Genomic DNA, 24802 nt, shown 5'->3' on the forward strand with positions numbered 1-24802 from the left:
CGGCTTGGCGGGCACGGCGCAGCAGTGGGCAACCCGCGATTTTAGGGTTTTCCACCACTTCTGTCGCGTTGGCGGCTGTTGACGCGCCCGCGGCAAGGCCTTTAAATGGTTGCTTCAGTCAATCAATAATATGACAACAGCAACCATTCCAGCCGCTTCGGCCGCGCCCGACACCGCCGCGGTCAAGGCGATCCGGCGCTTCAACCGCTTCTACACGAGCCGCATCGGCGTGCTCGACCCCTATCTTGGCAGCGACATGTCGCTGACCGATGTCCGGGTGCTGTACGAGCTGGCCCACCGGGAAACGCCCGTGGCCAGCGAGATCGGCCGCGACCTGCGGCTCGACGCCGGCTACATGAGCCGCATCCTGCGCCGCTTCGAGGCGGCCGGCTGGCTCACGCGCGCGCCGCACCCGCGCGATGCGCGGCAAAGCGTGCTGCGCCTCACCGAAGCCGGCCACGCCGCATTCGCGCCGCTGCAACAGAAATCGCGCGACGAGGCAGCCGCCCTGCTCGCGCCGGTGCCTGCACACGAGCGCCAGCAGCTGATCGATGCCATGGCGCGCATCGAGCGCACGCTCGATCCCGCGGCGGCGCCGGCGGTGCGCACGCGCACCATCGTGCTGCGCGACCCGCTGCCCGGCGACATGGGCTGGGTGGTACAGCAGCATGGCGAGCTGTATGCGCGCGAGTACGGCTGGAACATCGAGTTCGAGGCGCTGGTGGCCGACATCGTGGCGCAGTTCGTGCGCAAGTTCCAGCCCGCGTGGGAGAAGTGCTGGATCGCCGAACTCGACGGCGAACGCGTGGGCGCGATCTTCGTGGTGCGCAAGTCGGCCACCACGGCCCAGCTGCGGCTGCTGCTGCTCTCGCCGTCGGCACGCGGCCTGGGCCTGGGCGCGCGCCTCACCGACGAATGCATTGCCTTCGCGCGCGCCAAGGGTTATCGCAGGATGGTGCTCTGGACCAACAGCTGCCTCGAGGCCGCCCGCGCCATCTATGCCAAGCGGGGTTTCAGGCTCGACAAGGCCGATCCCTACGAAGGCTTCGGCCAGCAGCTCGTGGGCGAGACCTGGTCGCTCAAGCTGCAGTAGATGCGGTGCGCCGGCCCTTGTGCCACAGCTTCTTGAGCAAGGGTGCGAGCCACACCAGCAGCACCACGGCCGCCAGCGATGCGGCAATCGGCCGCGACACGAAGCCGGCCAGGTTGCCGTCCGACTTGATCATCGAGGTGATGAAGTTCTCCTCGAGCATGCCGCCGAGCACCACGCCGAGGATCGCCGGCGCGATGGGAAAGCCGTTCTCCTCGAGCAGGTAGGCCACGATGCCCGCCACGAGCATCACACCCACGTCGAACAGCGAATTGTTGATGGCGAACGCGCCGACGATGCAGAACAGCAGGATGAGCGGCATCAGCACGTTGCGCGGCACCCGCAGGATGCGCTTGGCCACCTTGATGCACAGGATGCCCAGCGGAATCATGATGATGTTGGCGATGATGAACAGCATGAACACCGCATAGATGTTCTGCGGGTTGGTGGTGAACAGCGTCGGCCCCGGATTGAGGTTCTTCATGTAGAGCACGCCGATCACGATGGCCGTGATCGAGTCGCCCGGAATGCCGAACACCAGCGCCGGAATCCACGCGCCGGCCAGCGCGCTGTTATTGGCGGAACCCGATTCGACAATGCCTTCGACATGGCCCGTGCCGAATTTCTCGGGCTCCTTGGAGAACTTCTTGCTCATGGCATACGACATCCACGCCGCGATGTCGGCACCCGCGCCCGGCAGCGCGCCCACCGCCGTGCCCAGCAGGCTGCCGCGCAGTATCTGCACCGGGTATTTCTTGGCCAGCGCCCACTGTCCCGAGAGCACGCGTCCCACTTTCTCGACCACCACCTCGCCCGGCGGCAGCGTGTCGACCGCGAAGCGGATCACCTCCGAGATGGCGAACATGCCGATCATCATCGGGATCATGCCGATGCCGCCGGTCATCTCGGCATTGCCGAAGGTGAAGCGCGGAAAGCCCGCCGGATTGCCGAGCCCCACGCACGCCACCAGCAGGCCAAGCAGCAGCGTGATCATGCCCTTGAGCGGCCGGTCGGAGGTAATGAACACCGCGCAGGTCAGGCCCAGCAGCACGAGCCAGAAGTACTCGAAGGAACTGAAGTTGAGCGCGAAGTCGGCCAGCGCGGGCGCCGCCACGATCAGCACCACCGTACCGAAAAGACCGCCCACGGCAGAGAACACCAGCCCGGCGCCCAGTGCCGTCTCGGCCATGCCCTTGCGCGTCATCGCAAAGGCCTCGTCGGTATAGGCGGCGGATGCGGGCGTGCCCGGAATGCGCAGCAGGCAGCCCGGGATGTCGCCGGAGAAGATGGCCATGGCGGTGGCCGTGACCATGGCGGCGATGGCCGGAATCGGCGGCATGAAGAAAGTGACCGGCACCAGCAGCGCCACCGCCATGGTGGCCGACAGCCCCGGCACCGCGCCGACGAACAGGCCATAGAGCGAGGCCAGCACCATCACGAGAATGGTGTAGGGCTCGAAGACCATCGAGAAAGCCTGCAAGAGTGCTGCGGACATGAGTGGATGTTTCCGGTTACCAGGCGATGGGTGTCAGGACGCCCCAGGGAAGCGGAACGCGCAGCAGCTTGTAGAACGCGGCATGGATCACCAGCGTGGCGAGCAGCGCAATCAACAGTGCGCGGCCCGGCGGCACGCGCATGGCGAGCATCAGTGCCAGCAGCGAGATCGCCGCGGTCGGCAGGAAGCCGAGCCGCTCGGAGGCAAAGATGTAGAACAGCACTGCGCCGACGACCAGCGCGGCGGCCAGCACGTGGCGCGGCGAAGTGGCCCAGTCGCCCAGCCGCACCCAGGCCGCGGCATGGCGTTGGCGCCAGCCCTTGGCCAGCAGCATCGCGCCGCAGACGCACAGCCCGATGGCAATCAGCCCCGGAAACAGCGCCGGCCCCACCTGCTGGCCCGGTATGCCCGGATAGCCCTGCACCACAGCAAGCACCACGATACCGAGCGCCAGCAGGATCGCACCGAAGATCGCGTCGTTGAATTTCATCGCGCTGCACCTCCGCCCGGTGCGTGCGCACGCCCTCTAGCGTTCACTTGACGATACCCACGGCCTTCATCGTGGCGCCGAGCTCGGCATCGGACTTGGCCATGTAGGCGGCGAAGTCGTCAGGGCCCGCATAGATCACGCCAAAGCCGCGCGAGGCCATGAAGTCGGTGTACTCCTTGCTCGCCACCACTTTCTTGAGCGCGCCCGCGAGCTTGTCGCGCACGTCGGCGGGCAGGCCCTTGGGCGCGACGATGCCGCGCCAGGCCGCCATCGACCAGTCGCTGCCGATGGCCGCCTTGAGCGTGGGCACGTTGGGATACAGGGCCGAGGGCTTGTCGCTCATGATCGCAAGGCTCTTGATCTTGCCCGCATCGATCAGCGAACGCGCCTCGGGCAGCGAGACCGGCGCGATGTCGACACCACCCGCGACCACGTCCTGCAGGCCTGGGGCGGCGCCATTGCTCGGCACCCACGGCACGGCCGCCGGGTCGATCTTCTGGTCGCGCAAGAGGCCCGCGATGGCCAGGTGCCAGATGCCGCCCTGCCCCGTGCCGGAGGCCTTGAGCTTGCCGGGACTGGCCTTGATGGCCGCCAGCAGTTCGGCCACGGTCTTGTAGGGCGCGTCGGCGCGCACCTGGATGCCGGCCGGATCGAGATTGGCGAGGCCGATCGGCGTGTACGAGGCGCTGGTCAGCGGCGTCAGCCCCTGCCAGTGCATCATGCCGATCTCGACCGTGGCCATGCCGATGGTGTAGCCGTCGGGCGGCGCGGCGGCAATGGCCGCATGGCCCACCACGCCGTTGCCGCCGGTACGGTTCACCACCGTCATCGGCTGGCCGAGTTCTTTTTCGAGCAGGCTCGCGATGATGCGCGCCGTAGCATCGGTGCCGCCGCCCGCACCCCATGGAACGATCAGCGTGACGGGCCGGCTGGGATACGCCTGGGCCGCCGCGGGCGCTGCCGCGGCGAACATGGCGAGCCCCGCCGCGACAGCTGCGGCATGGGCCACGAAGGAGCGGCGCGAAAAAAAGCCGGCGGAACGAACACGCATGGTTTTTGTCTCCTGGCGAAAGTCATTGGTATGACGATTGAACGGGCAAGCAGGTTTTTCGCACAGTTCGCTCGCCGGAGACATTAGGGTGAACCATCGTGCGCCGCGCAGGGCGGCGTCATTTCGCTACTGCATGAACCAGCCGTGGCTCACCACCAGCGACTGGCCGGTCAGCGCATTGGTCGGGAAGGCCGCAAACAGCAGCGCCACGCGCGCCACATCGTCGGTGGTGGTGAATTCGCCATCGACGGTTTCCTTGAGCATCACGTTCTTGACGACCTGTTCCTCGGTGATGCCAAGCGTCTTCGCCTGCTCGGGAATCTGCTTCTCGACCAGCGGCGTGCGCACGAAGCCCGGGCAGATCACGTTGGCGCGCACGCCGTGCTTCGCGCCCTCCTTCGCAACCGTCTTGGCCAGGCCGATGAGGCCGTGCTTGGCGGTGACGTAGGGCGCCTTCAGCAGCGAAGCTTCCTTGGAGTGCACCGATCCCATGTAGATCACGCTGCCGCCGCGGCCTTGGGCGTACATGTGCTTGAGGCAGGCCTTGGTGGTGAGAAAGGCGCCGTCGAGGTGGATCGCGAGCATCTTCTTCCAGTCGGCAAAACTGAATTCCTCGACCGGATGAACGATCTGCACGCCGGCATTGCTGACCAGGATGTCGATGCCGCCGAAGGCCTTGGCGGCCTCCTCGACCGAGGCATCGACCTGCTCCTCGCTGGTCACGTCCACCGCCACGCCCAGGGCTTGCGCGCCCGCCGCCTGGAGTTCGGCTGCGGTGGCGTCGGCGGCCTGCTTGTTGAGGTCGGCAATGACGACCTTGGCACCCTCGCGCGCAAACAGAATGGCAATCTCCTTGCCGATGCCGCTGGCCGAGCCGGTGATGTAGGCGACCTTGTCCTTGAGTTGCATGGTGAATGTCCTTGAGGGTTGGAAAGAAAAAAAGGATTGCAAGAATCAGGCGAGCGCAGCCCGCCGTCAGCGCGACAGCCCGGGACGCTTGACGCGCTCCACGCCGAGCTCGCCGAGGTCGAAGGTGGTCACGCCGTTCACGGTGGCGTCGCTGCGCAGCGTCTCGGGATGCGCCAGCGTGCGCCGCATGTCGCGCGCGCCGGCCTCCCAATGCTCTTCGACGGCGGCGCGCGAGAACTCGTAGTCCTTCGATTCGACCTCGTAGGGCTTGTCGCGGTAGATCAGGTGGAAGATGTCGATCGGATGGTGCGTGAGCTCAGCCTGCACCGCCAGCACCGAGGGGTCATTGCGAAGGCGCGCCGGCAGCTTGGAGATCAGGTCCGCAATGGCCTGCTGCAGGTTCAGGTTGGCGGCCAGGGCATCGGTGTTCATGCGGGTGCGGCTCGAATAGGTGATGTCCTTCTGCCGCTCCATCACGCCCGACAGCGTGCGCGGCATCTCGCCGCGTGCATTGAAAAGATCGACCTGCAGCACCACCAGCGGCTCGGAGCGCGGATGGATGTCGAGCACGTACTGCAGCGGCGTGTTCGAGACGATGCCGCCGTCCCAGTAGTCGTCGCCGTCGATGCTGACGGGCGCAAAGCCCGGCGGCAGCGCGCCGCTGGCCATGATGTGTTCGGGGCCGATGCGCTGGCGCGTGTTGTCGAAGTACACCGAGTTGCCGGTGCGCACGTCAACCGCGCCCACACTGAAGCGCGCCTCGCAGGCGTTGATGCGGTCGAAGTCGACCAGGCGCTCGAGCGTGGCCTTCAGCGGCGTGGTGTCGTAGTAGCTCAGCAGCGGCGCCGCCGCGCCCATCAGCAGCGCGGGCGAACAGCGCGGTTCGAAGAAGCCCGGAATGCCCACCAGCATCGCCATGCTGGCGCTCCACTGGTTCTGCATGGCGCGGTCGCCCAGCCACGAGGGCAGGCGCTGCGCCGGTCCGGAGGACACCAGATGCCAGAACTCGCGCAGCCGGTCCACCCGTTTCTCGGGCGCATTGCCCGCGATCAGCGCCGCATTGATGGCGCCGATGGAGACGCCGGCAATCCAGTGCGGCTGCAGGTCGGTCTCGCTGAGCGCGGCATACACGCCGGCCTGGTAGGCGCCGAGCGCGCCGCCGCCCTGCAGCACCAGCGCCTTGCGCGCGGCGCGCATGTCTTCGCGGCGCGCCGCAAAAGTGTTGAGGGTCTTGCCTGCCGTCCGGGGCTTCCGGGGCGTCTTCTGCGTCGTCGTCATGGGGTGTCATTTGACACCAGCCCCGCGACGGCAAGCTGACCGAGCGCCCTTACATCTTGGGCAGCATCTGCCCCCGGATCTCGCCGGCCGGATTGGCGGCGGTGTGGATGTTGGCGTACCACTTGCCTGCGATCAGGTCGGCCGCCTGCGCCGGCGTGAGCGTGGCCTGCCCCTCGATCGGGCTGGCCGCATTGGCAAAGGGCAGCACCACGCCGGCATTGGCGCCCGCGGCCGCGGGGCCATGGAAGTGCGCGGCCGTGGCCGGGCCGCTCAGGCCGCTGTAGGTGATCTTGTACTTCAGGACATTGGTGTCCTTGTTGAGCCAGGCTTCCGCCAGGCCGCTGCCGCGCGTCATGTTGGGCGGCACTTCGCTGGCGGCGTTCATCGCGCCGCTGAAGCTCGCGGTGTTCGACCTGGACATCATTCCGCAGCCGGCCAGCGCGGCACTGGCCACGCCGACGATGAGGGTTGCGCGCAAAAAGCTGCCATATCGGGTCATGAGCTTGATCTCCTGAGTTATGAAACCGCTACAGCATAGGCAGCCATTGCGCTTCGCCTTGTCGGCCACCACCGCGACTTTGGCGGCCGGGCACCGGCTGAAAGAGAATGCGGCAATGAATCCTGCCGAGCTGCCCACCGCCCGTGACATCGTCGACTTCTGGCGCAATGCCGGACCCGAACGATGGTTTGCCAAGAACGAAGCCTTCGACGCCGAATTCGCCGGGCGCTTTCTCGCCGCCCACGAAGCAGCCGCGCGCGGCGAGCTCGACCATTGGGCGCGCGACGCCGAGGGCGCCCTGGCGCTGCTGGTGCTGCTCGACCAGTTTCCGCGCAACACCTGGCGCGGAAACGCCCGCATGCTGGCCACCGACGCCAAGGCGCTGGCCATCGCCCGCCAGGCGATCGAAGCCGGCCTCGACCTGAAGGCCGGCGAAGACCTGCGGCGCTTCTTCTACCTGCCCTTCATGCACTCCGAGTCGCTGGACGACCAGCAGCGCTCGGTGGACCTCAACGCCGCGCTCGATGCCAACACCCAGCGCTTCGCAGTGCTGCACCGCGACATCATTGCGCGCTTCGGCCGCTTTCCGCACCGCAACAAGCTGCTCGGGCGCACCAGCACGGCCGAGGAGCAGCGCTTCCTCGACGAAGGGGGTTTCGCGGGATAGCTGGCGCTACGGCAGCGGGTCCGAGCGCGTCGGCGAAGGATTCGCCTCGGCGCTGCCCTCCATGTTCTTGAGCGAGCCATAGGTCTTGGCATACACCCAGGTGAACTCGGCCCCGAGCAGGAAGATCTGCGCCGAGTAGTACACCCACACCAGCACCACCACCAGCGAACCCGCGGCGCCGTAGCCCGAGGCCACGCTGCTCTTGCCGATGTACAGGCCGATGAGGTGCTTGCCGATGGTGAAGAGCAGCGCCGTGACCGCAGCCCCCACCCACACGTCGCGCCACTGTACCCTGACGCGCGGCATGATCTTGTAGATCATCGCGAAGATCACCGTCACCATCGCAAAGCTGAAGGCGAAGTTCACCGCCTGTGCCAGCGTGGCCCAGCCGCCGAACACCGGCGCCCACCACTTGCTGAGCGCTGCCAGCGCCGCACTGGCCACCAGCGACACCATCAGCAGGAAGCCGATGGCCATGATCATGCTGAACGACAGCGCCCGTACGCGCAGCAGGTTGAAGATGCCCTTGCTCTTGGTGCGCGCCGGCGCCCGCCAGATGCGGTCGAGCGCGTCCTGCAGTTCGCCGAAGACGGTGGTCGCGCCGACCACCAGCAAGCCGATGCCGACCACCGTGGCCACGACGCCTTCGGCCGGCTTGTTGACCGCCTGCAGCATCGCCTGCACCGCGGCCGCGCCCTGCTCGCCCATGAGCCCCGAAAGCTGCGCGAAGATCTCGCCGCGTGCGGCCTCCTGGCCGAACACCAGGCCGGCCACCGAGATCACGATCAGCAGCAGCGGCGCAATCGAGAACACCGTGTAGTAGGCCAGTGCAGCGCCCATGCTGGGTGCGTAATCGTTAGACCAGGAGGCGACGGCCTGCTTGCAGAGATCGAAGAGCGCACGGATTTGCATGGCGATGGAGTCTCCCTTTGAGCGTTACAGGGGCATGTCAGCCCGGTGCCCGGCACGTTGCAGGCCTGGCTACGATAATCGCACCCACATGCATCCGTCTCCTTCAGGCGCGGCGGCGCCGCCCGCCCATCCGCAACCGAAGTCGCCACGCGACCTTTTTGTTTCATTCACCTGGCTTGCGCTGCAGGGCTTCGGTGGCGTGCTGGCCATCGTCCAGCGCGAGATGGTGGAGAAAAAGCGCTGGCTCACGCCCGAGCAGTTCCTGGAAGATTGGGCCGTGGCCCAGGTGATGCCGGGACCGAACGTGATCAACCTCGCGCTGATGATCGGCGACCGCTACTTCGGCCTGCGCGGCGCCATCGCCGCGGTGGCCGGCATGCTTGCGATACCGCTCGTCGTCATTCTTGTGCTGGCCGTTCTTTATGCCCACTACGCGGCCAACCCGCAGGTGGCCGCCGCGCTGCGCGGCATGGGCGCGGTGTCGGGCGGGCTGATCGCCGCCACCGGCATCAAGCTGATTCCGCAACTGCGCAAGCACCCGCTCGGTTTTGCCACCTGCCTGGCATTCGTCGCACTGGTGTTCGGCGCCATTGCGCTGTTCAAGATGCCGCTCGGCTGGGTGCTGCTGGCCGTAGGCGGCGTGGCCTGTGCGTGGACCTGGCGCAGGATTGCCGCATGAGCCAGCTGACCATCGCGATGCAATGGCACGACTGGCTCGCGCTCTTCGGCCAGTACCTGCTGCTGTCGCTGCTGTCGATCAGCGGCGCCATCACCACCGTCCCCGACATGCACCGCTACCTCGTCGCGCAGCACGGCTGGCTCAGCGAGGCGCAGTTCAGTTCCTCCGTGGCCATTGCCCAGGCCGCGCCGGGGCCGAACGTGCTCTTCGTCGCGCTGATGGGCTGGAATGTCGGGCTCAACGCGGGCGGCGGCATCGGTGCGGGGCCGGGCGCCTGGCTGCTCGGCCTGTTCGGGCTCACGGTCACCATGGTCGGCATCATGCTGCCGAGCACCACCCTCACCTACCTGGCCACGCGATGGGGCCACCGCAACCGCGACCGGCGCGGCGTGCGCGCCTTCAAGCAGGGCATGGCGCCGGTGGTGGTGGGCCTGCTGATCGCCACCGGCTGGGTGCTGGCGGCGGGCAACCCTGCCGGCGACGCGCCTGCCTGGCATCTGTGGCTGCTGACCGCGGTGGCCGCGCTTATCGTCTGGCGCACGCGCATTCACCTGCTCTGGCTGCTGGGCGCAGGTGCGCTGCTCGGTGCTGTGGGCTTCGTCTGATCCTCGTTCTCTTCCTCAGGAAACAAACTCATGTCGCAACTCCGCTCGCTCGGCCGCTCCGGCCTCCTGGTTTCACCGCTGGCCTTCGGCGGCAACGTGTTCGGCTGGACGGCGGACGAGGCCACCTCGTTCCGCCTGCTCGATGCCTGGGTGGACGCGGGGTTCAACTTCATCGACACCGCCGACGTCTATTCGGCCTGGGTGCCGGGCCACACCGGCGGCGAGTCCGAGACCATCATCGGCAAGTGGCTCAAGCAGAGCGGCAAGCGCAACCGCGTGGTGCTGGCCACCAAGGTCGGCAAGCCGATGGGCGAAGGCAAGTCGGGCCTCTCGCCGGCCTACATCCGCGAAGCGGTGGAAGCCTCGCTCAAGCGCCTGCAGACGGACTTCATCGACCTGTATCAGTCGCACGACGACGATGCCGCCACCCCGCTCGAAGATTCGCTGCAGGCCTTCGACGAACTGATCAAGGCCGGCAAGGTGCGCGCGATCGGCGCCTCCAACTACAGCGCGCCCCGGCTGGCCGAGGCGCTCGACGTGTCGGAGCGGCTGGGCATTGCGCGCTACGAGAGCCTGCAGCCGCTGTACAACCTCTACGACCGCGCGGTGTTCGAGGACGAACTGGAGCCCCTGTGCCTGAAGCGCGAAGTGGGCGTGATCAATTTCTATGCGCTGGCGGCCGGCTTCCTGACCGGCAAGTACCGCACCGAGGCCGACGCCTCCAAGAGCGCGCGCGGCGCCACCACCATCAAGAAGTACCTGAATCCGCGGGGCCTGCGCATTCTCGAAGCGCTCGACAAGGTGGCGCAGCAGTACAACGCCAAGCCGGGCCAGGTCGCCATTGCATGGCAGATCGCACGCCCTTCGGTCACGGCGCCGATCGCCAGCGCCACCTCGATCGCGCAGCTGGAGGAACTGGTGGTGGCCACCCAGCTGAAGCTCGATGCCGGCACCATCCAGATGCTGGACCGGGCCAGCGCCGAAACGCCGGCCTGAGACGCACATGCAACGGGCGGTTTCGAGCGCCGCCTAACCGTCGACCGGATTCAGCGGCGTCGAGAGAATGCGCTGGTAGAAAGCCACGTCGAGCCAGCGGCCGAACTTGAACCCGGCCTGCCGCACGGTCCCGGCATGCTCGAAGCCCAGGCGTTCGTGCAGCCCGATGCTGCCGGCATTCGCGGCATCGATGGCGCCGACCATGACGTGCACGTCGCGCGCCACGGCTTCGGCAATGATCGCCTCCATGAGGCTGCGGCCAAGGCCCGCGCCGCGGTGGCCCGCCTCGACATACACCGAGTGCTCCACGGTGTACTTGTAGGCCGGAAAGGCGCGGAACGTGCCGTAGCTCGCAAATCCCAGCAGCCTGCCGCTCTCGTCTTCCGCGCCGACCACGGGAAAGCCGTTGGCGCGCTTGGTGGCGAACCACGCCACCATGCTCTCGGGCGTGCGCGGCTTGTAGTCGTACAGCGCCGTCGAGTTGGCGATGGCCTCGTTGAGGATGGCAAGGATGGCGCCCGCGTGGGCTTGCTCGGTACAGGGGACCAGGCGCATGTTCGTTCCTTTCAGGCGATCCAATATAGGAGAATAATAATCTCATATGAGAAACAATTCATCTCCGCCGGCCGAGCCCTCCGGCATCGATTCGCTCATTGCCAGCCGGCTCTTCGCGCTGCGCCAGGCCAAGGCGCTGAGCCTGGCCGAGCTGGCCGAGCTTTCCGGCGTCAGCAAGGCCATGATCTCGAAGGTGGAGCGCGCGGAGAGCAGCCCGACGGCCGTGCTGCTGGGCCGGCTGGCGGCCGGCCTGGGCGTGCCGCTGGCGCAGCTGCTGACGGAGGACAAGGGCTCGCTGCGCCGGCTGCGCACCCGGGCCGAGCAGGAGGTCTGGCGCGATCCCGAGGCGGGCTATCTGCGGCGCCAGGTCGCCGAGCGCGCTGCGAGCGGGGGCGTGGAGATGGTCGAGATCGAATTGCCGCGCTCGGCGCAGGTCGCCTATCCGCGCTGGAGCGGCAAGCCGTACCGGCAGTGCCTGTGGATGCTCGAAGGCGCGCTGCGGGTGGACTACGGCGACGAGCGCTTCGAACTCGCGCCCGGCGACTGCCTGGATTTCGGCGTCGACCGCCCGCTGGTCTTCAAGGCGCTCGGGCGCGCGGGCTGCCGCTACCTGCTGGTCACATCTCCCGCGTAGAGGCGCGAAAGCAGTAGGCAAGTTCCCACAGCGACTGGAGACGACGGCCTGTGCCCGCCGGGGGACCGCCCGGGATACTGCAAGGCATCCAAAGCTTCCGGGGGAACAAGCATGTCCTTTGCGCTCTACATGATCGGTTTTCTGATCTTCCTCGCCGGCGTCGCCTGGGGCGCCTCGGTGGCCGGCGTGCCGACGCTCTACATCGGCATCGGTGCGCTGATCATCCTGGGCATCGGCATCTTCAGCGCGGTGGCCCGCACGCGCAGCAAAGACCCTTCCTGACTCGAACCGCGCCCGGGTCGCAGTGCCGCGTCAGGCGCTGCGCTGCCGCATGGCCTCGTAGAGGCACACGCCGCTGGCCACGGAAACGTTCAGGCTCTCGACCGCGCCCGCCATCGGAATGCTCACGAGCTCGTCGCAGGTCTTGCGGGTGAGTTGGCGCATGCCCTCGCCTTCGGCACCGAGCACCAGCGCCAGGGGCCGCTTGAGGTCGCTCTGGTAGAGGGTGCCGGGCGCATCGTCGCTGGTGCCGACGCACCAGATGCTGCGTTCCTTGAGTTCGTTCAGCGTGCGCGCCAGGTTGGTCACCATGAAGTACGGCACCGTCTCGGCGGCGCCGCTCGCCACCTTGGCCACGGTGGCGTTGATGCCGGCCGCATGGTCCTTGGGCGCGATCACCGCATGGGCGCCGGCGCCGTCGGCCACGCGCAGGCAGGCCCCCAGGTTGTGCGGATCGGTCACGCCGTCGAGCACCAGCAAGAGCGGCACGGTGCCGGCCTCCTCCAGGCCTTCGAGCAGTTCATCGAGCGAACGGACCTGCGCAATGGGCTCGACCCGCGCGACCACGCCCTGGTGGCCATGGCTGCCGCTGAGCTTGGCGAGCCTCAGCCCGTCGGCCTCGACCAGCCGCACGCCGGCCTCCTGCGCGCGGGCGATGAACTGTTTCATGCGCGCATCGCGCCGGCTGGTGTCGAACATCACTTCGAGCACCGATTTCGGCGCGGTCTTGATGCGCACGCCCACGGCATGGAAGCCGAAGATCACTTTGGGGGAAGACATCCCCTGATTATCCCTACCCCCAGGCTTGCCCACTTCGTGTGGCCTCCCTCCCCCTGGCAGGGGGCAACACCAGCGGCCCGGCAAAGCCGATTCCGCGGTGTTCCACGAAAGATCCCGCCCCTCAAGCCAGCGGCAGACCGCTGTGCGCGCGGGTGCGTTCGTCGTGCAGCTGCTGCACGGCCAGCGCATTCGGATGCACCCGTGCGCTATTGCCGGCGCTTTCCAGGTACTGGCAGGCGGCATGGCCTTCGGCGGCCTTTTCGTAGCGCGCGATCCAGGCATCGCGCAGCGGCAGCTTCTCGGGCGACACGGGCCACACGCCCGGCCGCGGCCGCAGGTGCTCGCCGATGCCGATGCGCCAGGGCTTGGCGCTCAGGCGGGCGCGAAAGCAGTTCTGGTTGCGGCACATGCGCGCATAGACCTTGTCGACGCCCAGCGCATGGAAGCAGTCGGCCACTGCCATGTCGGCCGGACTGAAGACGTCGTGCATCGCCATGACCCGGAAACCGGCCGGCGTGCGGTAGAGGCGCAGGTGCCAGTCGGGGTGCTGGTGGATGAAGCGCCCGATGCGCTCGGCCGCGCGCTTCTCGGGCGCGGGATTGCCGCTGGCCTCGCCGCGCTTCCTGGCCAAGCCAATGCGGTAGGCGACCGCAAAGACCACGAGGGCCGCGACCAGCCCGCCCAGCCAGGTCCTGGCGGTCCAGCCGCCGACGATGCCGGCGATCAGCGCAGGCACCAGCGCAAAGCCGAACACGCTGCCGCGCAGGGGCTCGTCGAAATCGATGTCGACGAACAGCACGTCGGGCGTGTTGAGGCAGCGTGCGCCATAGCTGTTGCGGGTGATGACGGTGTCGCCCTGGCGCTCGACGATTTCCTCGCGGATCGGCACGCCTTCGGCCCCGTTGTAGGCCAGCTTGCGCTCGCGGCGGTTGAGCGCCTCGCCCGCGGCGATCCGCTCGAACGCCTCTCGCGTGCGCTGGTCGGCATGCGCCTGCGCGGCGATCGGGCTTTCGTCGGACCAGCCGTAGCGCCGCACCGTGATCTGCTTGCCGGCGACGTGCTCCTGGATGCGGCCTTCGGCCCAGAACTGGGGAACGATCATGCCTGCAGCGAGGCCACCAGCACAGGCGTCGACTCGTTGAGCGCCATGCGCCCGGCCTCGATGGTGATGCGGCGCTCGCACTGGGCCGCAATGCCGCGGTCGTGCGTGACCAGCACGAGCGTGGTGCCGAGCTCGCGGTTCAAGTCGAACATCAGCCGCATGACCTGCTCGCCGGTCGCGAAGTCGAGGCTGCCGGTGGGCTCGTCCGCCAGCAGCAGCGCCGGCTGCACCACGAAGGCCCTGGCCAGCGCCACGCGCTGCTGTTCGCCGCCCGAGAGCACCTTGGGATAGTGGCCGAGCCGCTGGCCGAGGCCGACGCGCCCGAGCATCTCGGTGGCGGCCTTGCGCGCATCCTTGCGGTCGGCCAGTTCGAGCGGCAGCATCACATTCTCGAGCGCGCTCAGGTTGCCCAGCAGCTGGAAGCTCTGGAACACGAAGCCCACGCGCTGGGCGCGCAGCGCGGCGCGCTCGTCCTCGTCGATGGCGAAGATGTCATCGCCCGCGAGCCTGACGGTGCCGCGCGTGGGCGTGTCGAGCCCGGCAATGATCGACAGCAAGGTGCTCTTGCCTGAACCCGAGGCACCGACGATGGCGGCGGTTTCCCGCGCGCCCAGGGTGAAATCGATGTTCTGCAGAATGTCGAGCGTACCGGTCGAGTCGGTCACCGACTTGAACACATGCTCGACAGCGACAATGGCATCCGACGGGGGTTGGGACATGGAAAGGCTTTTCGTTTTGAAACGACGTGACTTTATCTTGAGCGCTGCCGCATTCGGCAGCGCAGGGGCATGGACCATGGGCCATGCCCAGGCCGCGGCGCCCGGCAAGCCCGTGATCCTGGTGCTCGGCGATTCGCTGAGCGCCGAATACGGTCTCAAGCGCGGCGAAGGCTGGGTGCCCCTGCTCGAGAAGCGGCTCGCGCAGCAGAAGATCCCGGCCACGGTGATCAATGCCAGCATCAGCGGCGACACCAGTTCGGGTGGACGCGCCCGCTTTGCCTCGCTGCTGGCGCAGCACAAGCCCAGCCACGTGGTGGTCGAGCTGGGCGCCAACGACGCGCTGCGCGGCCTGCCGCTGCAGAACACCGAGGACAACCTGCTGCAGATCACCAAGGCGGCGCAGGCGGCCGGCGCCAAGGTGCTGATCGTCGGCATCCAGGTGCCGCCCAACTACGGCGGCGACTACACACGGCGCTTCGAGGCCGTGTTCGGCAAGGTGGCCAGCACCACCAAGGCGGCGCTGGTGCCCTTCCTGCTCAAGGGCGTGGCCGACGCGCCCGACGCGCTTGCGCTGTTTCAGGCCGACCGCATCCATCCCACGGCCGCCGCGCAGCCGCAGCTGCTCGACAACGTCTGGCCGGAGCTGCGCAAGCTGCTCGCGGCCAAGTAGGCCTGCCGAAACAAAAAAGCCGCTCCAGGCCCGAGGACCTGCAGCGGCATTTTTGTCGAGAGCCTTGATCTGGGATCAGCCGTTCTTGGTCGGCAGATCGGGCACCGTCGGCGGATCGCGCTCGAGCGAGGCCACGTCGGTTTCCGGGTCACCCGGGGCCAGGCCGTCGCTGCTCGGGGAGAGCTTGCGATTGGCCTTTTCGCGGAGCTTCTCTTCCTTTTTCTTCTTCTTGGCCAGCTCCTTCTGGCGCTTTTCGTAGCCGTAATTGGGTGTTGCCACTGTTCTCTCCTTGAACGAGGCAGTCAAAGCGACTGCGTGTCATCCAACTGTAAGCGATAACGGTGCACCCGCAGCCGGTGGAGCGGCCGGCCTCCGCGCCCGGAAAACTTCTCTTACATCCGCGCGAGCGCCTGCTGCAGGTCGGCCCGCAGGTCTTCCACGTCTTCCAGTCCGACCGAGAAGCGCACCAGCGTGCCCTTGTGCGGCCAGCGCGCCACGCTGGCGTCGCGCATCAGGCCGATGTCGTAGGGCACCACCAGGCTCACCGGGCCGCCCCATGAATAGCCGAGCCGGAACAGGTTCAGGCTGTCGCAGAAGCGGTCGACCTGCTCGGTGCTGTAGCTTTCGTCGAACACGACCGAGAACAGGCCGGCGGCCAGGTCGGCACCACCGCACAGCGCACGCCAGTTGGCATGGCCGGGCGATCCTTCGAGCGCCGGATGGAGCACCTGCGCGATCTCTTCGCGGCCGGCGAGCCAGCGCGCCAACTCGCGCGCCGAACGGTCGTGCGCGGCATAGCGCAGCCCGATGCTCGGCAGCGAGCGCAGCAGCGTTTCGACATCGCCGACGCCGACGCCGAAGCCCGTGCGCATGTGCGTGAGCTTGAGCGCGCGGTGCAGCCGCTCGTCGCGCGTGACCACGCTGCCCATCAGCACGTCGCCGCCGCCGCTCGGGTATTTGGTGAGCGCATGCACCGAGATGTCCACGCCCTGCCCGCTGCCGTTGAAATCGAAGGGCGCGAATGCGAGGCCCGCGCCCCAGGTGTTGTCCAGCGCCGTCACCACGCCGCGCGCGCGGCATGCCTTGGCGAGCGCCGGCAGGTCCGGAAACTCCATCGTCACCGAGCCCGCCGCCTCAAGCCACACCAGCCGCGTGCGGTCCGAGAGCTTGGCGGCCAGGTCGGCGGGGTTCATCGCGTCGTACAGGCGGTGCGTGATGCCGAAGTTGGCCAGCTCGCCGGTCGCCAGCGCCTTGTTGGGGCCGTAGGCGTTGTCGGGAATCAGCACTTCGTCGCCGCTCTTCAGGAAGGCGAAGGCAACCAGCGAAATGGCGGCCAGGCCGCTCGGCACCAGCAGGCACTCGGTGCCGCCTTCGAGCGTGGCCAGGCGCTCCTCGAGCGTGAAGGTGGTCGGCGTGCCGTGCAGGCCGTAGGTGTAGCCGGCCTTGGTCTTCCAGTCGCGCGCGCGCATCGCGGCCACGTCGGCAAAGAAAACTGTCGAGGCCTTGTAGATGCCAGGCTGCGGCGCGGCGAAGTTGGCGGGCGGCGTGTAGGGGTGATGGATCAGGGTCGTGGAGGGCTTGCTCATGGCCTCGATGCTAGCGCGGCATTCCGCCGCACAATGCGCCGATGGGCAACAGCCGGTTTTTCCTCGGGGCTGCAACATGCCGCAGCTGACACGACTCCCCGCCCCCTGCCTGCGTCCCTACGTGCGGCTGATGTGGGCCTCCGCCCCCGAAGGCGCTGCCGCCGGGCAGCCGGGCGCGCGCGAGCACGTGCTGCCCACCGGGGGCATGCACCTGGTGTTCCGGCTCTCGGGGCCGCCGCTGAAGCTGTTCAGCGGCCCGGGCGACGTGCACGGCCAGACCTGCGGCCATGCGATCGTGGGCGGTGCGCGCGCCGCCTCCTACATGCGCGACGTTTCGGTGGCCACGCGCTCGGTCGGCGCGCAGCTCCAGCCCGGGGCCGCCCGCGCGCTGCTCGGCGCACCCGAAGACGTGCTGGCCGGCCAGCACACGCCGCTCGACACGCTGTGGGGTGCGCAGCACGCCAATGCCGCACTCGAACGGATCCATGCGGCGGGCAGTCTCGAGGCGCAGCTGGCGGTCTTCGAAGCCTTGCTCGCCCGGCGCGCCGTCGATTCGCAAAGCGCCGGCCTGCGCGGCCTGCACCCGGCCATCGCCGCAGCGCTGGGTCCGCTCGCGCGCGAGAACCCGTCGATCGCCGCGCTAGTGGTTCGCAGCGGCTACAGCCATCGCCGCTTCATCGCTCTTTTTCGCAGCGGCATCGGCCTCGGCCCGAAGGAATACGCGCGCGTGATGCGCTTCGACCGCGCGCTGGCGCTGGCCGGCGACCCTGCGCAAAGCTGGGCCGACATCGCGCTCACCGCGGGCTACAGCGACCAGGCGCACCTGAGCCGCGAGTTCTCCGCGCTGGCGGGTATGCCGCCGCAGGCCTGGCGGCAGTCCGGGGCCGTGTCGCCTCGGCATGTACCTGCGGCCACGGGTCAAAATCCTTCAAGACGCTAGCGGCGCGGCGCCGCAGAATCGGGGCCAGGACATTGCTTCCTTCCTCCCGAAAGGCAACCCGCATGGCAATCCACGAACTGTTTCCGTATCTCTGCGTCGACGATGCCGGCGCGGCCATCGACTTCTATTGCAAGGTCTTCGAAGTCAAGGAGATCTTCCGGCTCACCGAGCCGAGCGGCCGCATCGGCCATGCGGAGCTCGACTTCCACAACGGCGCGATCCTGATGATCTCGGACGAGTTCGCCGAATACAACATCCCCAGCGCCAAGACGCTGGGCGGCACCGCGGTGACGCTGCACCTGCACGTGGACGACGCCGATGCCGTGGTGGCGCGTGCCGTGGCGGCCGGCGCCACGCTCGACATGGCGCCGCAGGACCAGTTCTACGGCGAGCGATCGGGCGTGTTCCGCGATCCCTTCGGCCACCGCTGGAACGTGGGCCACAGCATCGAGAAGCTGACGCCGGAAGAAATGCAGCGGCGCTACACGGCGATGTTCGATTCCGAAGGCGCCTAGGCACCGATCGCACGGAATGTCAGCCCGCGGGCTTCTAGACTTGCCCGCTCACCGGCGAACGGCGATGTCCGCGCTTGCCTGCCGCTCCCACCTCCGTCGAGATGGACGACACCACGGCGGCCCATTCCTCCGGACTGAGCAGCAGCGCCGTGTGCGAATGCAACAGCGTGTCTTCCTTGTCCAGATGCGCGGACATCAATTGCCGGTGCTGCCGCAGCAACGCGTCGGCCTCCGCGGCCGCGCCCGTGGCGCCGGATTCGGCGCGCTCCAGGAGGATCTTTGCCTGTGCAAGGAAGCCGTTGCAGCACTCGCTCTCGGAATCGAGCTGGTCGAGAAGCCCGTCGGCCTCGCTCGACCTGCCGCGCAGCGTTTTCAGCATGACAACGCCCTTGGGGCGGTGCGTTGTTTCTTCGAAGGCCTGAAGCCGCTCGATGGCTTCGATGACCGATCTTGCCCGCTGCCGGACGCCCGCTTCGCCCCCTGCCTTCATCGCCGTTTCGAGGCGAGCCAGCAACTCCCGGGTGCGAACGTGCTCGGCGCGCAAGATGGCCCACGCGCATTCGGCCGCCAACATGCTTCACTCCTTCGGAGCCGCGAAGGGCTCCGGGCTTGCCTGTGAAATTGAGCCTTTAACGCGATGGTTCTACGCCGTTGCGGCGGCCGCTGCAAGCCGCGCCGGTGCATATGCGCACTGCGCCTACAGCGTGGCGGCCCGAATGCCGATGAGGCGCTGCCGCAGGCGCAGCAGCGAGGTCGGTCAGACCGACCACTTCTCCAGCAGCTTCTCGGCGCCGAGCGAGTCGTAGCCTTCGAAGGGCTGGTGGATCCACGGGTTGGTCGGCAGGTACTCGACCGAGTAGTCGGGCGTGAAGGTCGACAGTGCCTTGGTCCAGATCACCGCGCTGCGCAGTTCGGTGATCGGCCTGTAGTTGTTGCGCAGCATGTCCATCACCGCATGCAGCGTGTGGCCCGAATCGGCCAGGTCGTCCACCAGCAGCACCCTGCCCGCGATCTCGCCCTTGGGCGTGGTGATGAAGCGCGCGATGTCCAGGTGCCCCTGCACCGTGCCGGCATCGGCGCGGTACGAACTGGTCGACATGATCGCCAGCGGCTTGTCGAAGATGCGCGAAAGCACGTCGCCGGGCCGCATGCCGCCGCGCGCAAGGCACAGGATGGTGTCGAACTGCCAGCCCGACTGGTGGATCTTGATCGCGAGCTTCTCGATCAGGTTGTGGTACTCGTCGTAGCTGACGTAGAGATGCTTGCCGTCTTCGGTCAACATGGTGGGGGTTCGTTCCTGTTCAGTCCGCGAGATAGGGGTGGCGCATCATGATCGTGTGGTCGCGATCGGGGCTCGTGGAAACCATGTGGATCGGCACGCCCGTGATCTGCTCGATGCGCTGCAGGTAGAGCCGCGCATTCACGGGCAGCTTGTCGTACTGCGTGACGCCGACGGTGCTCTCGCTCCAGCCTTCGAGGGTCTCGTAGATGGGCGTGCAGCGCTCGATCTCGTCGGCCCCCATGGGCAGGATGTCGGTGGTCTCGCCGTCGAGCTCGTAGCCGGTGCACAGCTCGAGCTTTTCGAGCCCGTCGAGCACGTCGAGCTTGGTGATGCACAGGCCCGACAGGCCGTTGACCTGCGCCGAGCGCTTGAGCAACGCGGCGTCGAACCAGCCGCAGCGGCGGCTGCGGCCCGTGGTGACGCCCTTTTCTGCGCCCACGGTGCTCATGTGGTAGCCCGGCGTGCCCGGCGTGGCCCAGTCGAGTTCCGTGGGGAACGGACCGCCGCCCACGCGCGTGCAGTAGGCCTTGGTGATGCCCAGGATGTAGTGCAGCATGCCCGGACCCACGCCCGAGCCCGCGGCGGCATTGCCGGCCACGCAGTTGCTCGAGGTGACGTAGGGGTAGGTGCCGTGGTCGACGTCGAGCAGCGTGCCCTGCGCGCCTTCGAACAGCAGGTTGGCACCGGCCTTGTGCGCGTCGTTCAGCTCGCGCGACACGTCGGCCATCATCGGCTTGAGCAGCACGGCGTGGCGCATGGCCTCGTCGAACACCAGGTCGAAGTCGATGGCGGGCGCACCGAGCACCTGCGTCAGCACATGGTTGTGCAGGTCGAGCAGCACGCGCAGCTTGGTTGCGAAACGCTCGGGGTGCTTCAGGTCCTGCACGCGCAGCGCGCGGCGCGCGATCTTGTCTTCGTAGGCCGGGCCGATGCCGCGGCCGGTGGTGCCGATCTTCTCGACGCCGCCCTTTTCGCGGTACGTTTCGCGTGCGATGTCGAGGGCCGCATGGAAAGGCAGGATCAGCGGGCAGGCCTCGCTGATGCGCAGGCGCGAACGCACTTCGACGCCGGCCTTTTCGAGCCCTTCGATTTCCTCGAACAGCTTGGCAGCCGACAGCACCACGCCGTTGCCGATGTAGCACTTGACGCCGGGCCGCATGATGCCGCTCGGGATCAGGTGCAGCGCGGTCTTCACGCCGTTGATGACCAGCGTGTGGCCCGCGTTGTGGCCGCCCTGGAAGCGGACCACGCCCTGGGCGCTTTCCGTCAGCCAGTCGACCAGCTTGCCCTTGCCTTCATCGCCCCACTGGGTGCCGACGACGACCACGTTTCTTCCGGTGGTTACGCTCATGCTCGTTCCATTACTTCAAAAATTCAGAGGGCTCGGACTTGCCACTGCCCGGCGTGCTCGACGAGCTCGCGGTCGCAATGGAATTCATCGATTTCGCTGCCGTGGCCCGGCAGCGCGCAGACCACGATCTCGCCGGCCCTGCGCAGCCCGGCAATGGCCTCGCGCAGGCCGGCCGCGTCGCTCCAGGGCGCGCGGATGGCTGCGCGCAGCGGACGCGCCGGCAGCACGCCGACCAGTTCGCGCACGTCCAGGCTGAAGCCGACCGCCGGCCGGTTGCGACCGAACACGGCGCCGACTTCGTCGTAGCGGCCGCCGCGCACCAGCGCATCGGCCGCGCCCGGCACGTAGATGCCGAAGCGCATGCCGCTGTAGTAGGCGTAGCCGCGCAGGTCGGCCAGATCGAAGCTGATCTGCCGCGCCGGCCCGGCGCCGAGGCTCGCGGCCAGCTGCTTCAATCCGGCCAGCGCCGCGCTCACCGCCGGCGTGCCCTTGAGGGCCTTGGCGGCCTCGTCGAGCACCGACGCATCGCCATACAGCTGGACCAGTGCGCGCAGGCCATCGCGCGACGCAGCCGGGAAATCGCGCGTGAGCACGTGCAGTTCGCTCGCATCCTTGGCAACCAGCGCCGCGTGCACGCGCGCCAGCACGGTGGCATCGACCGGCACGCCGGCGAACAGCGCCCGCACGATGCGCGCGTCGGCCAGGTCGACGATCACGCCGTCGCTCAGGCCCGACGCATGCAGGCAATCGAGCGCCAGCAGCAGCACTTCGGTGTCGGCCTCGAGCCCCGCATGGCCATAGATCTCGGCCCCGAACTGCAGCGGCTCGCGGGTGGCGTGCGGCCGGTCGGGGCGGGTGTGCAGCACCGGTCCGCAGTAGCACAGCCGTGCCACGCCTTCGCGGTTCAGCAGGTGGGCGTCGATGCGCGCCACCTGGGGCGTGGTGTCGGCCCTGAGGCCCATGCTGCGGCCGGAGAGCTGGTCGACCAGCTTGAAGGTTTGGAGGTCGAGCGCCTCGCCGGTGCCGGACAGCAGCGACTCGAGGTGCTCGAGCAGCGGCGGCATCACCAGCTCGTAGCCATAGCCACGGGCGGTATCGAGCAGCTGGCGTCGAAGTTCTTCGATGTGGCGCGCCTCGGAAGGCAGCACATCGGCAATGTGATCCGGGAGGACCCAGGCGGACATGGGGATCGGGGGCGTGGTTAAACCGGGATTCTACCGGGCCGCGCTACCCCAGCAGCCAAAGAAGGGCCAAACCCAGCAAGATGCTGCAAAGTCCGAAGAAGCGCAGCTGGCCGTCGCGCAGCTGCATGAGCTGCCCGAAGCCGCGCCGCCACCCGCCCGGCGAGACGAAAGGCAGGATGCCCTCGATCACCAGGACGAGCGCCAGCGCACTCCAGAAGGTCTCGGCGCTCACGGCTCCAGGACCGACTTAGCGGCGGGGAGCGTTGCCCGGCGTGCCCGAGCTTTGCATGGCCCGGAAGAAGTCCGAGGATGGGTCAAGCACCATCACGTCGCTCTTCTTGTTGAAGCTTTGCTTGTAGGCCTCGAGGCTGCGATAGAACTGTGCGAACTGCGGGTCGCGGCCAAAGGCCTCGCTGTACGCAGCGGCAGCCTGGGCATCGCCCTCGCCCTTGATCTTCTGGGCATCGCGGTAGGCGTTCGCCACGATCACTTCGCGCTGGCGGTCGGCGTCGGCGCGGATCTTTTCGCCTTCGGCCGTACCGGTCGAACGCAGTTCATTGGCCACGCGCTTGCGCTCGGCCTCCATCCGGCGGTAGACCGATTCGGTGATGGCTTCCACATAGTCCACGCGCGTGATGCGCACGTCGACCACGTCCACGCCCCAGGGCTTGGAGCCCTTCACCACGGCCAGCACTTCGCGCTGCACGTCAGCCATGAGCGCTTCGCGGCGCACCGAGATCAGGTCGCGCACAGTGCGCTTGTTGATGTTTTCCTGGAAGGCATTGCGCACCACGCGGTTGAGCTGGGTGGCGCCCGCGTTTTCGTCGAGGCCGACGTTGCGGATGTAGGCCTGCGGATCGGTGATGCGCCAGCGCACGTACCAATCGATCACCACGCGCTGCTTCTCGGCCGTGAGCATCGGCTCGGTGTCGAGGCTGGAGAGCGTGAGCAGCCGCTTGTCGATGTACGACACGTTCTGGAACGGCGGCGGCAGCTTGAAGTTGAGGCCCGGCTCGGTAATGACGCTCTTGATCTGGCCCAGGGCATAGACCACGCCGAACTGGCGCTGGTCGACCACGAAGAGGGTCGAGCTCAGCAGCACGAGCAAGACGAGGATCGACGAGGCGATGAATCCGATTCTGTTCATGTTTTTCCTGGCCTTTTCAACGCACGTCGCGGTCACGCGAACGGCCATCGCGGGCGCGGCTCTCGCTCGATGGCGGCACCACCGGAATCACCGACGACTGGGCGGGCGCGGTCCCCGCCACGTTGGGGCTGGCCGCATCGACCGGCGTTGCGGCCGGGTTGTTGCCGCTCAACTGCATGAGCTTGTCCAGCGGCAGGTACAGCAGGTTGGAGCCTTGCTTGGTATCGACCAGCACCTTGGTGGTGCTGGCGTAGATCTGCTGCATGGCGTCGGTGTACATGCGGTCGCGCGTCACCTGCGGCGCCTTCTGGTACTCGGCCAGCACTGCACTGAAGCGGCCGGCATCGCCCTGTGCCTGTGCGACGATGCGCGCCTTGTAGGCTTCGGACTCTTCCTTGAGACGCGAGGATGTACCGGCGGCAAGCGGGATGACCTGGTTGGCGTAGGCCTGCGCGTCGTTCTTGGTGCGCTCGCGCTCCTGGCCGGCCTTGAGCACGTCGTCGAACGCTGCCTGCACCTGCTCGGGAGGACGCACCCCCCCCTGCTGCAGGTTGATGCCGACCACTTCGACACCGATCTTGTAGCGGTCGAGGATGGTTTGCATCAATTGCCGCACGCGCGGAGCGATCTGGTCGCGCTCCTCGGCCAGCGCCGCATCCATCTTCATCTTGCCCACCACTTCGCGCACGGAGCTCTCGGCCACCTGCACGATGGTTTCGGCCGGCGACTTGCTCTCGTAGAGCCAGGCCTGCGCATTGCTCAGGCGGTACTGCACGGCGAACTTGATTTCGACGATGTTCTCGTCTTCGGTCAGCATGGCCGACTCGCGCAGGCCGGTCGAACGCACGATCGCGTCGCGGCCGACGTCGGTCGATCGGATCTGCGTGACCACCACCACTTCGTGGCGCTGGATGGGATACGGCAGGCGCCAGTTGAAGCCGGCATTCACCGTCGACTTGTAGCGGCCGAACTGCGTCACCACGGCCTGCTGGCCTTCGTTCACGATGAAGAAGCCGGTCCCGAGCCAGATGAGAACGGCAACCGCCGCCACCAGTCCGAGGCCGAAGCCGGCATTCTTCATGTCCGGCCGATAGCCGTTGCCGCCACCGCCATTGCCGCCGGTGGGACGATTGCCGCCGCCCTTGCCGCCGAAGAAGCCGCCCAGCTTGCGGTTGAGGTCGCGCCAGAGTTCATCGAGGTCGGGCGGCCCCTGGTTCGGGCCCTGGCCGCGAGGGCGGTTGCCGTTGTTGTTGCCCGAGGGTGGTGGCGTCGGCGCGCCCGGCGGGTCTGCGTCGGGAGGCCGGTTGCCGGTTGGGCGGTCGCCGTTGGACGACGGCTCGTCGCCACGGCCCCATCGGCCATCGTTCAGGTTGAACATGCCCAGAAA

At 67.6% G+C, this 24802-nt stretch carries 30 protein-coding genes; 10 read left to right on the forward strand and 20 right to left on the reverse strand.

Annotated features, from left to right (window positions below):
* Positions 1–130 precede the first annotated feature (130 nt).
* Positions 131–1093: a bifunctional helix-turn-helix transcriptional regulator/GNAT family N-acetyltransferase gene (locus IB278_RS29180; RefSeq protein ID WP_145743478.1), complete on the forward strand. Its 963-nt coding sequence runs from the start codon at positions 131–133 to the stop codon at positions 1091–1093.
* Here the strand turns inward: IB278_RS29180 and IB278_RS29185 are convergent.
* The 6 genes from IB278_RS29185 to IB278_RS29210 form a co-directional block, all read right to left on the reverse strand.
* Entirely contained in the window at positions 1080–2585 is a 1506-nt protein-coding gene (locus IB278_RS29185) for a tripartite tricarboxylate transporter permease (RefSeq protein WP_145743476.1), read from the reverse strand. The genes IB278_RS29180 and IB278_RS29185 overlap by 14 nt on opposite strands.
* Before the next feature lie 16 nt (positions 2586–2601).
* On the reverse strand, positions 2602–3075 hold the full coding sequence (locus tag IB278_RS29190; protein ID WP_145743474.1) for a tripartite tricarboxylate transporter TctB family protein: 474 nt from the start codon (positions 3073–3075) through the stop codon (positions 2602–2604).
* A gap of 43 nt (positions 3076–3118) precedes the next feature.
* Positions 3119–4126: a tripartite tricarboxylate transporter substrate binding protein gene (locus IB278_RS29195; protein ID WP_145743473.1), complete on the reverse strand. Its 1008-nt coding sequence runs from the start codon at positions 4124–4126 to the stop codon at positions 3119–3121.
* 126 nt (positions 4127–4252) lie between these two features.
* The gene (locus IB278_RS29200; protein ID WP_145743471.1) at positions 4253–5035 is read right to left on the reverse strand and encodes a 3-hydroxybutyrate dehydrogenase; all 783 of its coding nucleotides are present in this window, start codon (positions 5033–5035) and stop codon (positions 4253–4255) included.
* A gap of 66 nt (positions 5036–5101) precedes the next feature.
* Positions 5102–6313: a patatin-like phospholipase family protein gene (locus IB278_RS29205; RefSeq protein ID WP_192327352.1), complete on the reverse strand. Its 1212-nt coding sequence runs from the start codon at positions 6311–6313 to the stop codon at positions 5102–5104.
* Positions 6314–6362: 49 nt separating this feature from the next.
* Positions 6363–6812: a CHRD domain-containing protein gene (locus tag IB278_RS29210; RefSeq protein ID WP_145743469.1), complete on the reverse strand. Its 450-nt coding sequence runs from the start codon at positions 6810–6812 to the stop codon at positions 6363–6365.
* 115 nt (positions 6813–6927) lie between these two features.
* Between IB278_RS29210 and IB278_RS29215 the strand changes: the two genes are divergently transcribed.
* Positions 6928–7479 (forward strand): DUF924 family protein, encoded by a 552-nt coding sequence (locus tag IB278_RS29215; RefSeq protein WP_145743467.1) that lies wholly within the window; start codon positions 6928–6930, stop codon positions 7477–7479.
* 6 nt (positions 7480–7485) lie between these two features.
* Here IB278_RS29215 and IB278_RS29220 read toward each other — a convergent pair whose 3' ends face one another.
* Positions 7486–8391: a YihY/virulence factor BrkB family protein gene (locus IB278_RS29220; protein WP_145743465.1), complete on the reverse strand. Its 906-nt coding sequence runs from the start codon at positions 8389–8391 to the stop codon at positions 7486–7488.
* An 88-nt stretch (positions 8392–8479) separates the two neighbouring features.
* Between IB278_RS29220 and IB278_RS29225 the strand changes: the two genes are divergently transcribed.
* Genes IB278_RS29225 through IB278_RS29235 form a run of 3 tightly spaced genes read left to right on the forward strand, consistent with a single transcriptional unit; the run spans position 8480 to position 10671 of the window.
* Positions 8480–9070, forward strand: coding sequence for a chromate transporter (locus IB278_RS29225; protein ID WP_018902772.1), 591 nt, complete (start codon positions 8480–8482; stop codon positions 9068–9070).
* Positions 9067–9675, forward strand: a complete 609-nt coding sequence (locus IB278_RS29230; RefSeq protein ID WP_145743463.1) for a chromate transporter — start codon at positions 9067–9069, stop codon at positions 9673–9675. The genes IB278_RS29225 and IB278_RS29230 overlap by 4 nt, the downstream gene beginning before the upstream one ends.
* 30 nt (positions 9676–9705) lie before the next feature.
* Positions 9706–10671, forward strand: coding sequence for an aldo/keto reductase (locus IB278_RS29235; RefSeq protein WP_145743461.1), 966 nt, complete (start codon positions 9706–9708; stop codon positions 10669–10671).
* Positions 10672–10704: 33 nt separating this feature from the next.
* Here the strand turns inward: IB278_RS29235 and IB278_RS29240 are convergent, their stop codons facing one another.
* Positions 10705–11226: a GNAT family N-acetyltransferase gene (locus tag IB278_RS29240; RefSeq protein ID WP_192327355.1), complete on the reverse strand. Its 522-nt coding sequence runs from the start codon at positions 11224–11226 to the stop codon at positions 10705–10707.
* Positions 11227–11272: 46 nt separating this feature from the next.
* Here IB278_RS29240 and IB278_RS29245 point away from each other — a divergent pair, with 46 nt between their 5' ends.
* Positions 11273–11860, forward strand: a complete 588-nt coding sequence (locus IB278_RS29245) for a helix-turn-helix domain-containing protein (protein ID WP_145743458.1) — start codon at positions 11273–11275, stop codon at positions 11858–11860.
* Positions 11861–11971: 111 nt separating this feature from the next.
* Positions 11972–12142, forward strand: coding sequence for a hypothetical protein (locus tag IB278_RS29250; protein WP_021006995.1), 171 nt, complete (start codon positions 11972–11974; stop codon positions 12140–12142).
* 30 nt (positions 12143–12172) lie between these two features.
* On the opposite strand, the gene rlmB is transcribed toward IB278_RS29250, so the two are convergent.
* The 3 genes from rlmB to IB278_RS29265 form a co-directional block, all read right to left on the reverse strand.
* Positions 12173–12919, reverse strand: coding sequence for a 23S rRNA (guanosine(2251)-2'-O)-methyltransferase RlmB (gene rlmB / locus IB278_RS29255; RefSeq protein WP_012747327.1), 747 nt, complete (start codon positions 12917–12919; stop codon positions 12173–12175).
* A gap of 121 nt (positions 12920–13040) precedes the next feature.
* A complete protein-coding gene (locus IB278_RS29260; RefSeq protein ID WP_192327358.1) occupies positions 13041–14021 on the reverse strand; it encodes a hypothetical protein in 981 nt (326 codons plus the stop codon).
* A complete protein-coding gene (locus IB278_RS29265; RefSeq protein WP_012747325.1) occupies positions 14018–14740 on the reverse strand; it encodes an ABC transporter ATP-binding protein in 723 nt (240 codons plus the stop codon). Before IB278_RS29265 ends, IB278_RS29260 begins: the two co-directional genes overlap by 4 nt.
* A gap of 76 nt (positions 14741–14816) precedes the next feature.
* On the opposite strand from IB278_RS29265, the gene IB278_RS29270 reads away from it, so the two are divergent.
* Positions 14817–15410, forward strand: coding sequence for an arylesterase (locus tag IB278_RS29270; protein ID WP_261380297.1), 594 nt, complete (start codon positions 14817–14819; stop codon positions 15408–15410).
* A gap of 75 nt (positions 15411–15485) precedes the next feature.
* Here IB278_RS29270 and IB278_RS29275 read toward each other — a convergent pair whose 3' ends face one another.
* Positions 15486–15689, reverse strand: coding sequence for a hypothetical protein (locus IB278_RS29275; protein ID WP_012747323.1), 204 nt, complete (start codon positions 15687–15689; stop codon positions 15486–15488).
* A 113-nt stretch (positions 15690–15802) separates the two neighbouring features.
* Positions 15803–16996, reverse strand: a complete 1194-nt coding sequence (locus IB278_RS29280) for a cystathionine beta-lyase (RefSeq protein WP_145743452.1) — start codon at positions 16994–16996, stop codon at positions 15803–15805.
* 76 nt (positions 16997–17072) lie between these two features.
* Between IB278_RS29280 and IB278_RS29285 the strand changes: the two genes are divergently transcribed.
* Complete coding sequence (locus IB278_RS29285) at positions 17073–17936, forward strand: helix-turn-helix domain-containing protein (RefSeq protein ID WP_192327363.1); 864 nt, start codon at positions 17073–17075, stop codon at positions 17934–17936.
* Positions 17937–17998: 62 nt separating this feature from the next.
* Complete coding sequence (locus tag IB278_RS29290) at positions 17999–18451, forward strand: VOC family protein (protein WP_145743448.1); 453 nt, start codon at positions 17999–18001, stop codon at positions 18449–18451.
* A gap of 34 nt (positions 18452–18485) precedes the next feature.
* Here IB278_RS29290 and IB278_RS29295 read toward each other — a convergent pair whose 3' ends face one another.
* From IB278_RS29295 to hflK, 7 genes are all read right to left on the reverse strand, one after another.
* Entirely contained in the window at positions 18486–19025 is a 540-nt protein-coding gene (locus IB278_RS29295; protein WP_192327366.1) for a hemerythrin domain-containing protein, read from the reverse strand.
* Positions 19026–19208: 183 nt separating this feature from the next.
* Entirely contained in the window at positions 19209–19733 is a 525-nt protein-coding gene (locus IB278_RS29300; RefSeq protein WP_145743445.1) for a phosphoribosyltransferase, read from the reverse strand.
* A 19-nt stretch (positions 19734–19752) separates the two neighbouring features.
* Positions 19753–21084: an adenylosuccinate synthase gene (locus IB278_RS29305; RefSeq protein WP_021006985.1), complete on the reverse strand. Its 1332-nt coding sequence runs from the start codon at positions 21082–21084 to the stop codon at positions 19753–19755.
* A gap of 23 nt (positions 21085–21107) precedes the next feature.
* The gene (locus tag IB278_RS29310; RefSeq protein ID WP_192327369.1) at positions 21108–22268 is read right to left on the reverse strand and encodes an ATP phosphoribosyltransferase regulatory subunit; all 1161 of its coding nucleotides are present in this window, start codon (positions 22266–22268) and stop codon (positions 21108–21110) included.
* Between the two features lie 43 nt (positions 22269–22311).
* The gene (locus IB278_RS29315; protein ID WP_145743441.1) at positions 22312–22500 is read right to left on the reverse strand and encodes a DUF2065 domain-containing protein; all 189 of its coding nucleotides are present in this window, start codon (positions 22498–22500) and stop codon (positions 22312–22314) included.
* 15 nt (positions 22501–22515) lie between these two features.
* The gene (gene hflC, locus IB278_RS29320; protein WP_145743439.1) at positions 22516–23415 is read right to left on the reverse strand and encodes a protease modulator HflC; all 900 of its coding nucleotides are present in this window, start codon (positions 23413–23415) and stop codon (positions 22516–22518) included.
* A 16-nt stretch (positions 23416–23431) separates the two neighbouring features.
* Positions 23432–24793, reverse strand: coding sequence for an FtsH protease activity modulator HflK (hflK, locus tag IB278_RS29325; protein ID WP_192327371.1), 1362 nt, complete (start codon positions 24791–24793; stop codon positions 23432–23434).
* Between the last annotated feature and the right edge of the window lie 9 nt (positions 24794–24802).

The organism is Variovorax sp. VRV01 (assembly GCF_014852545.1).
GTDB classification, from domain to species: Bacteria; Pseudomonadota; Gammaproteobacteria; order Burkholderiales; family Burkholderiaceae_C; genus Variovorax; species Variovorax beijingensis_A.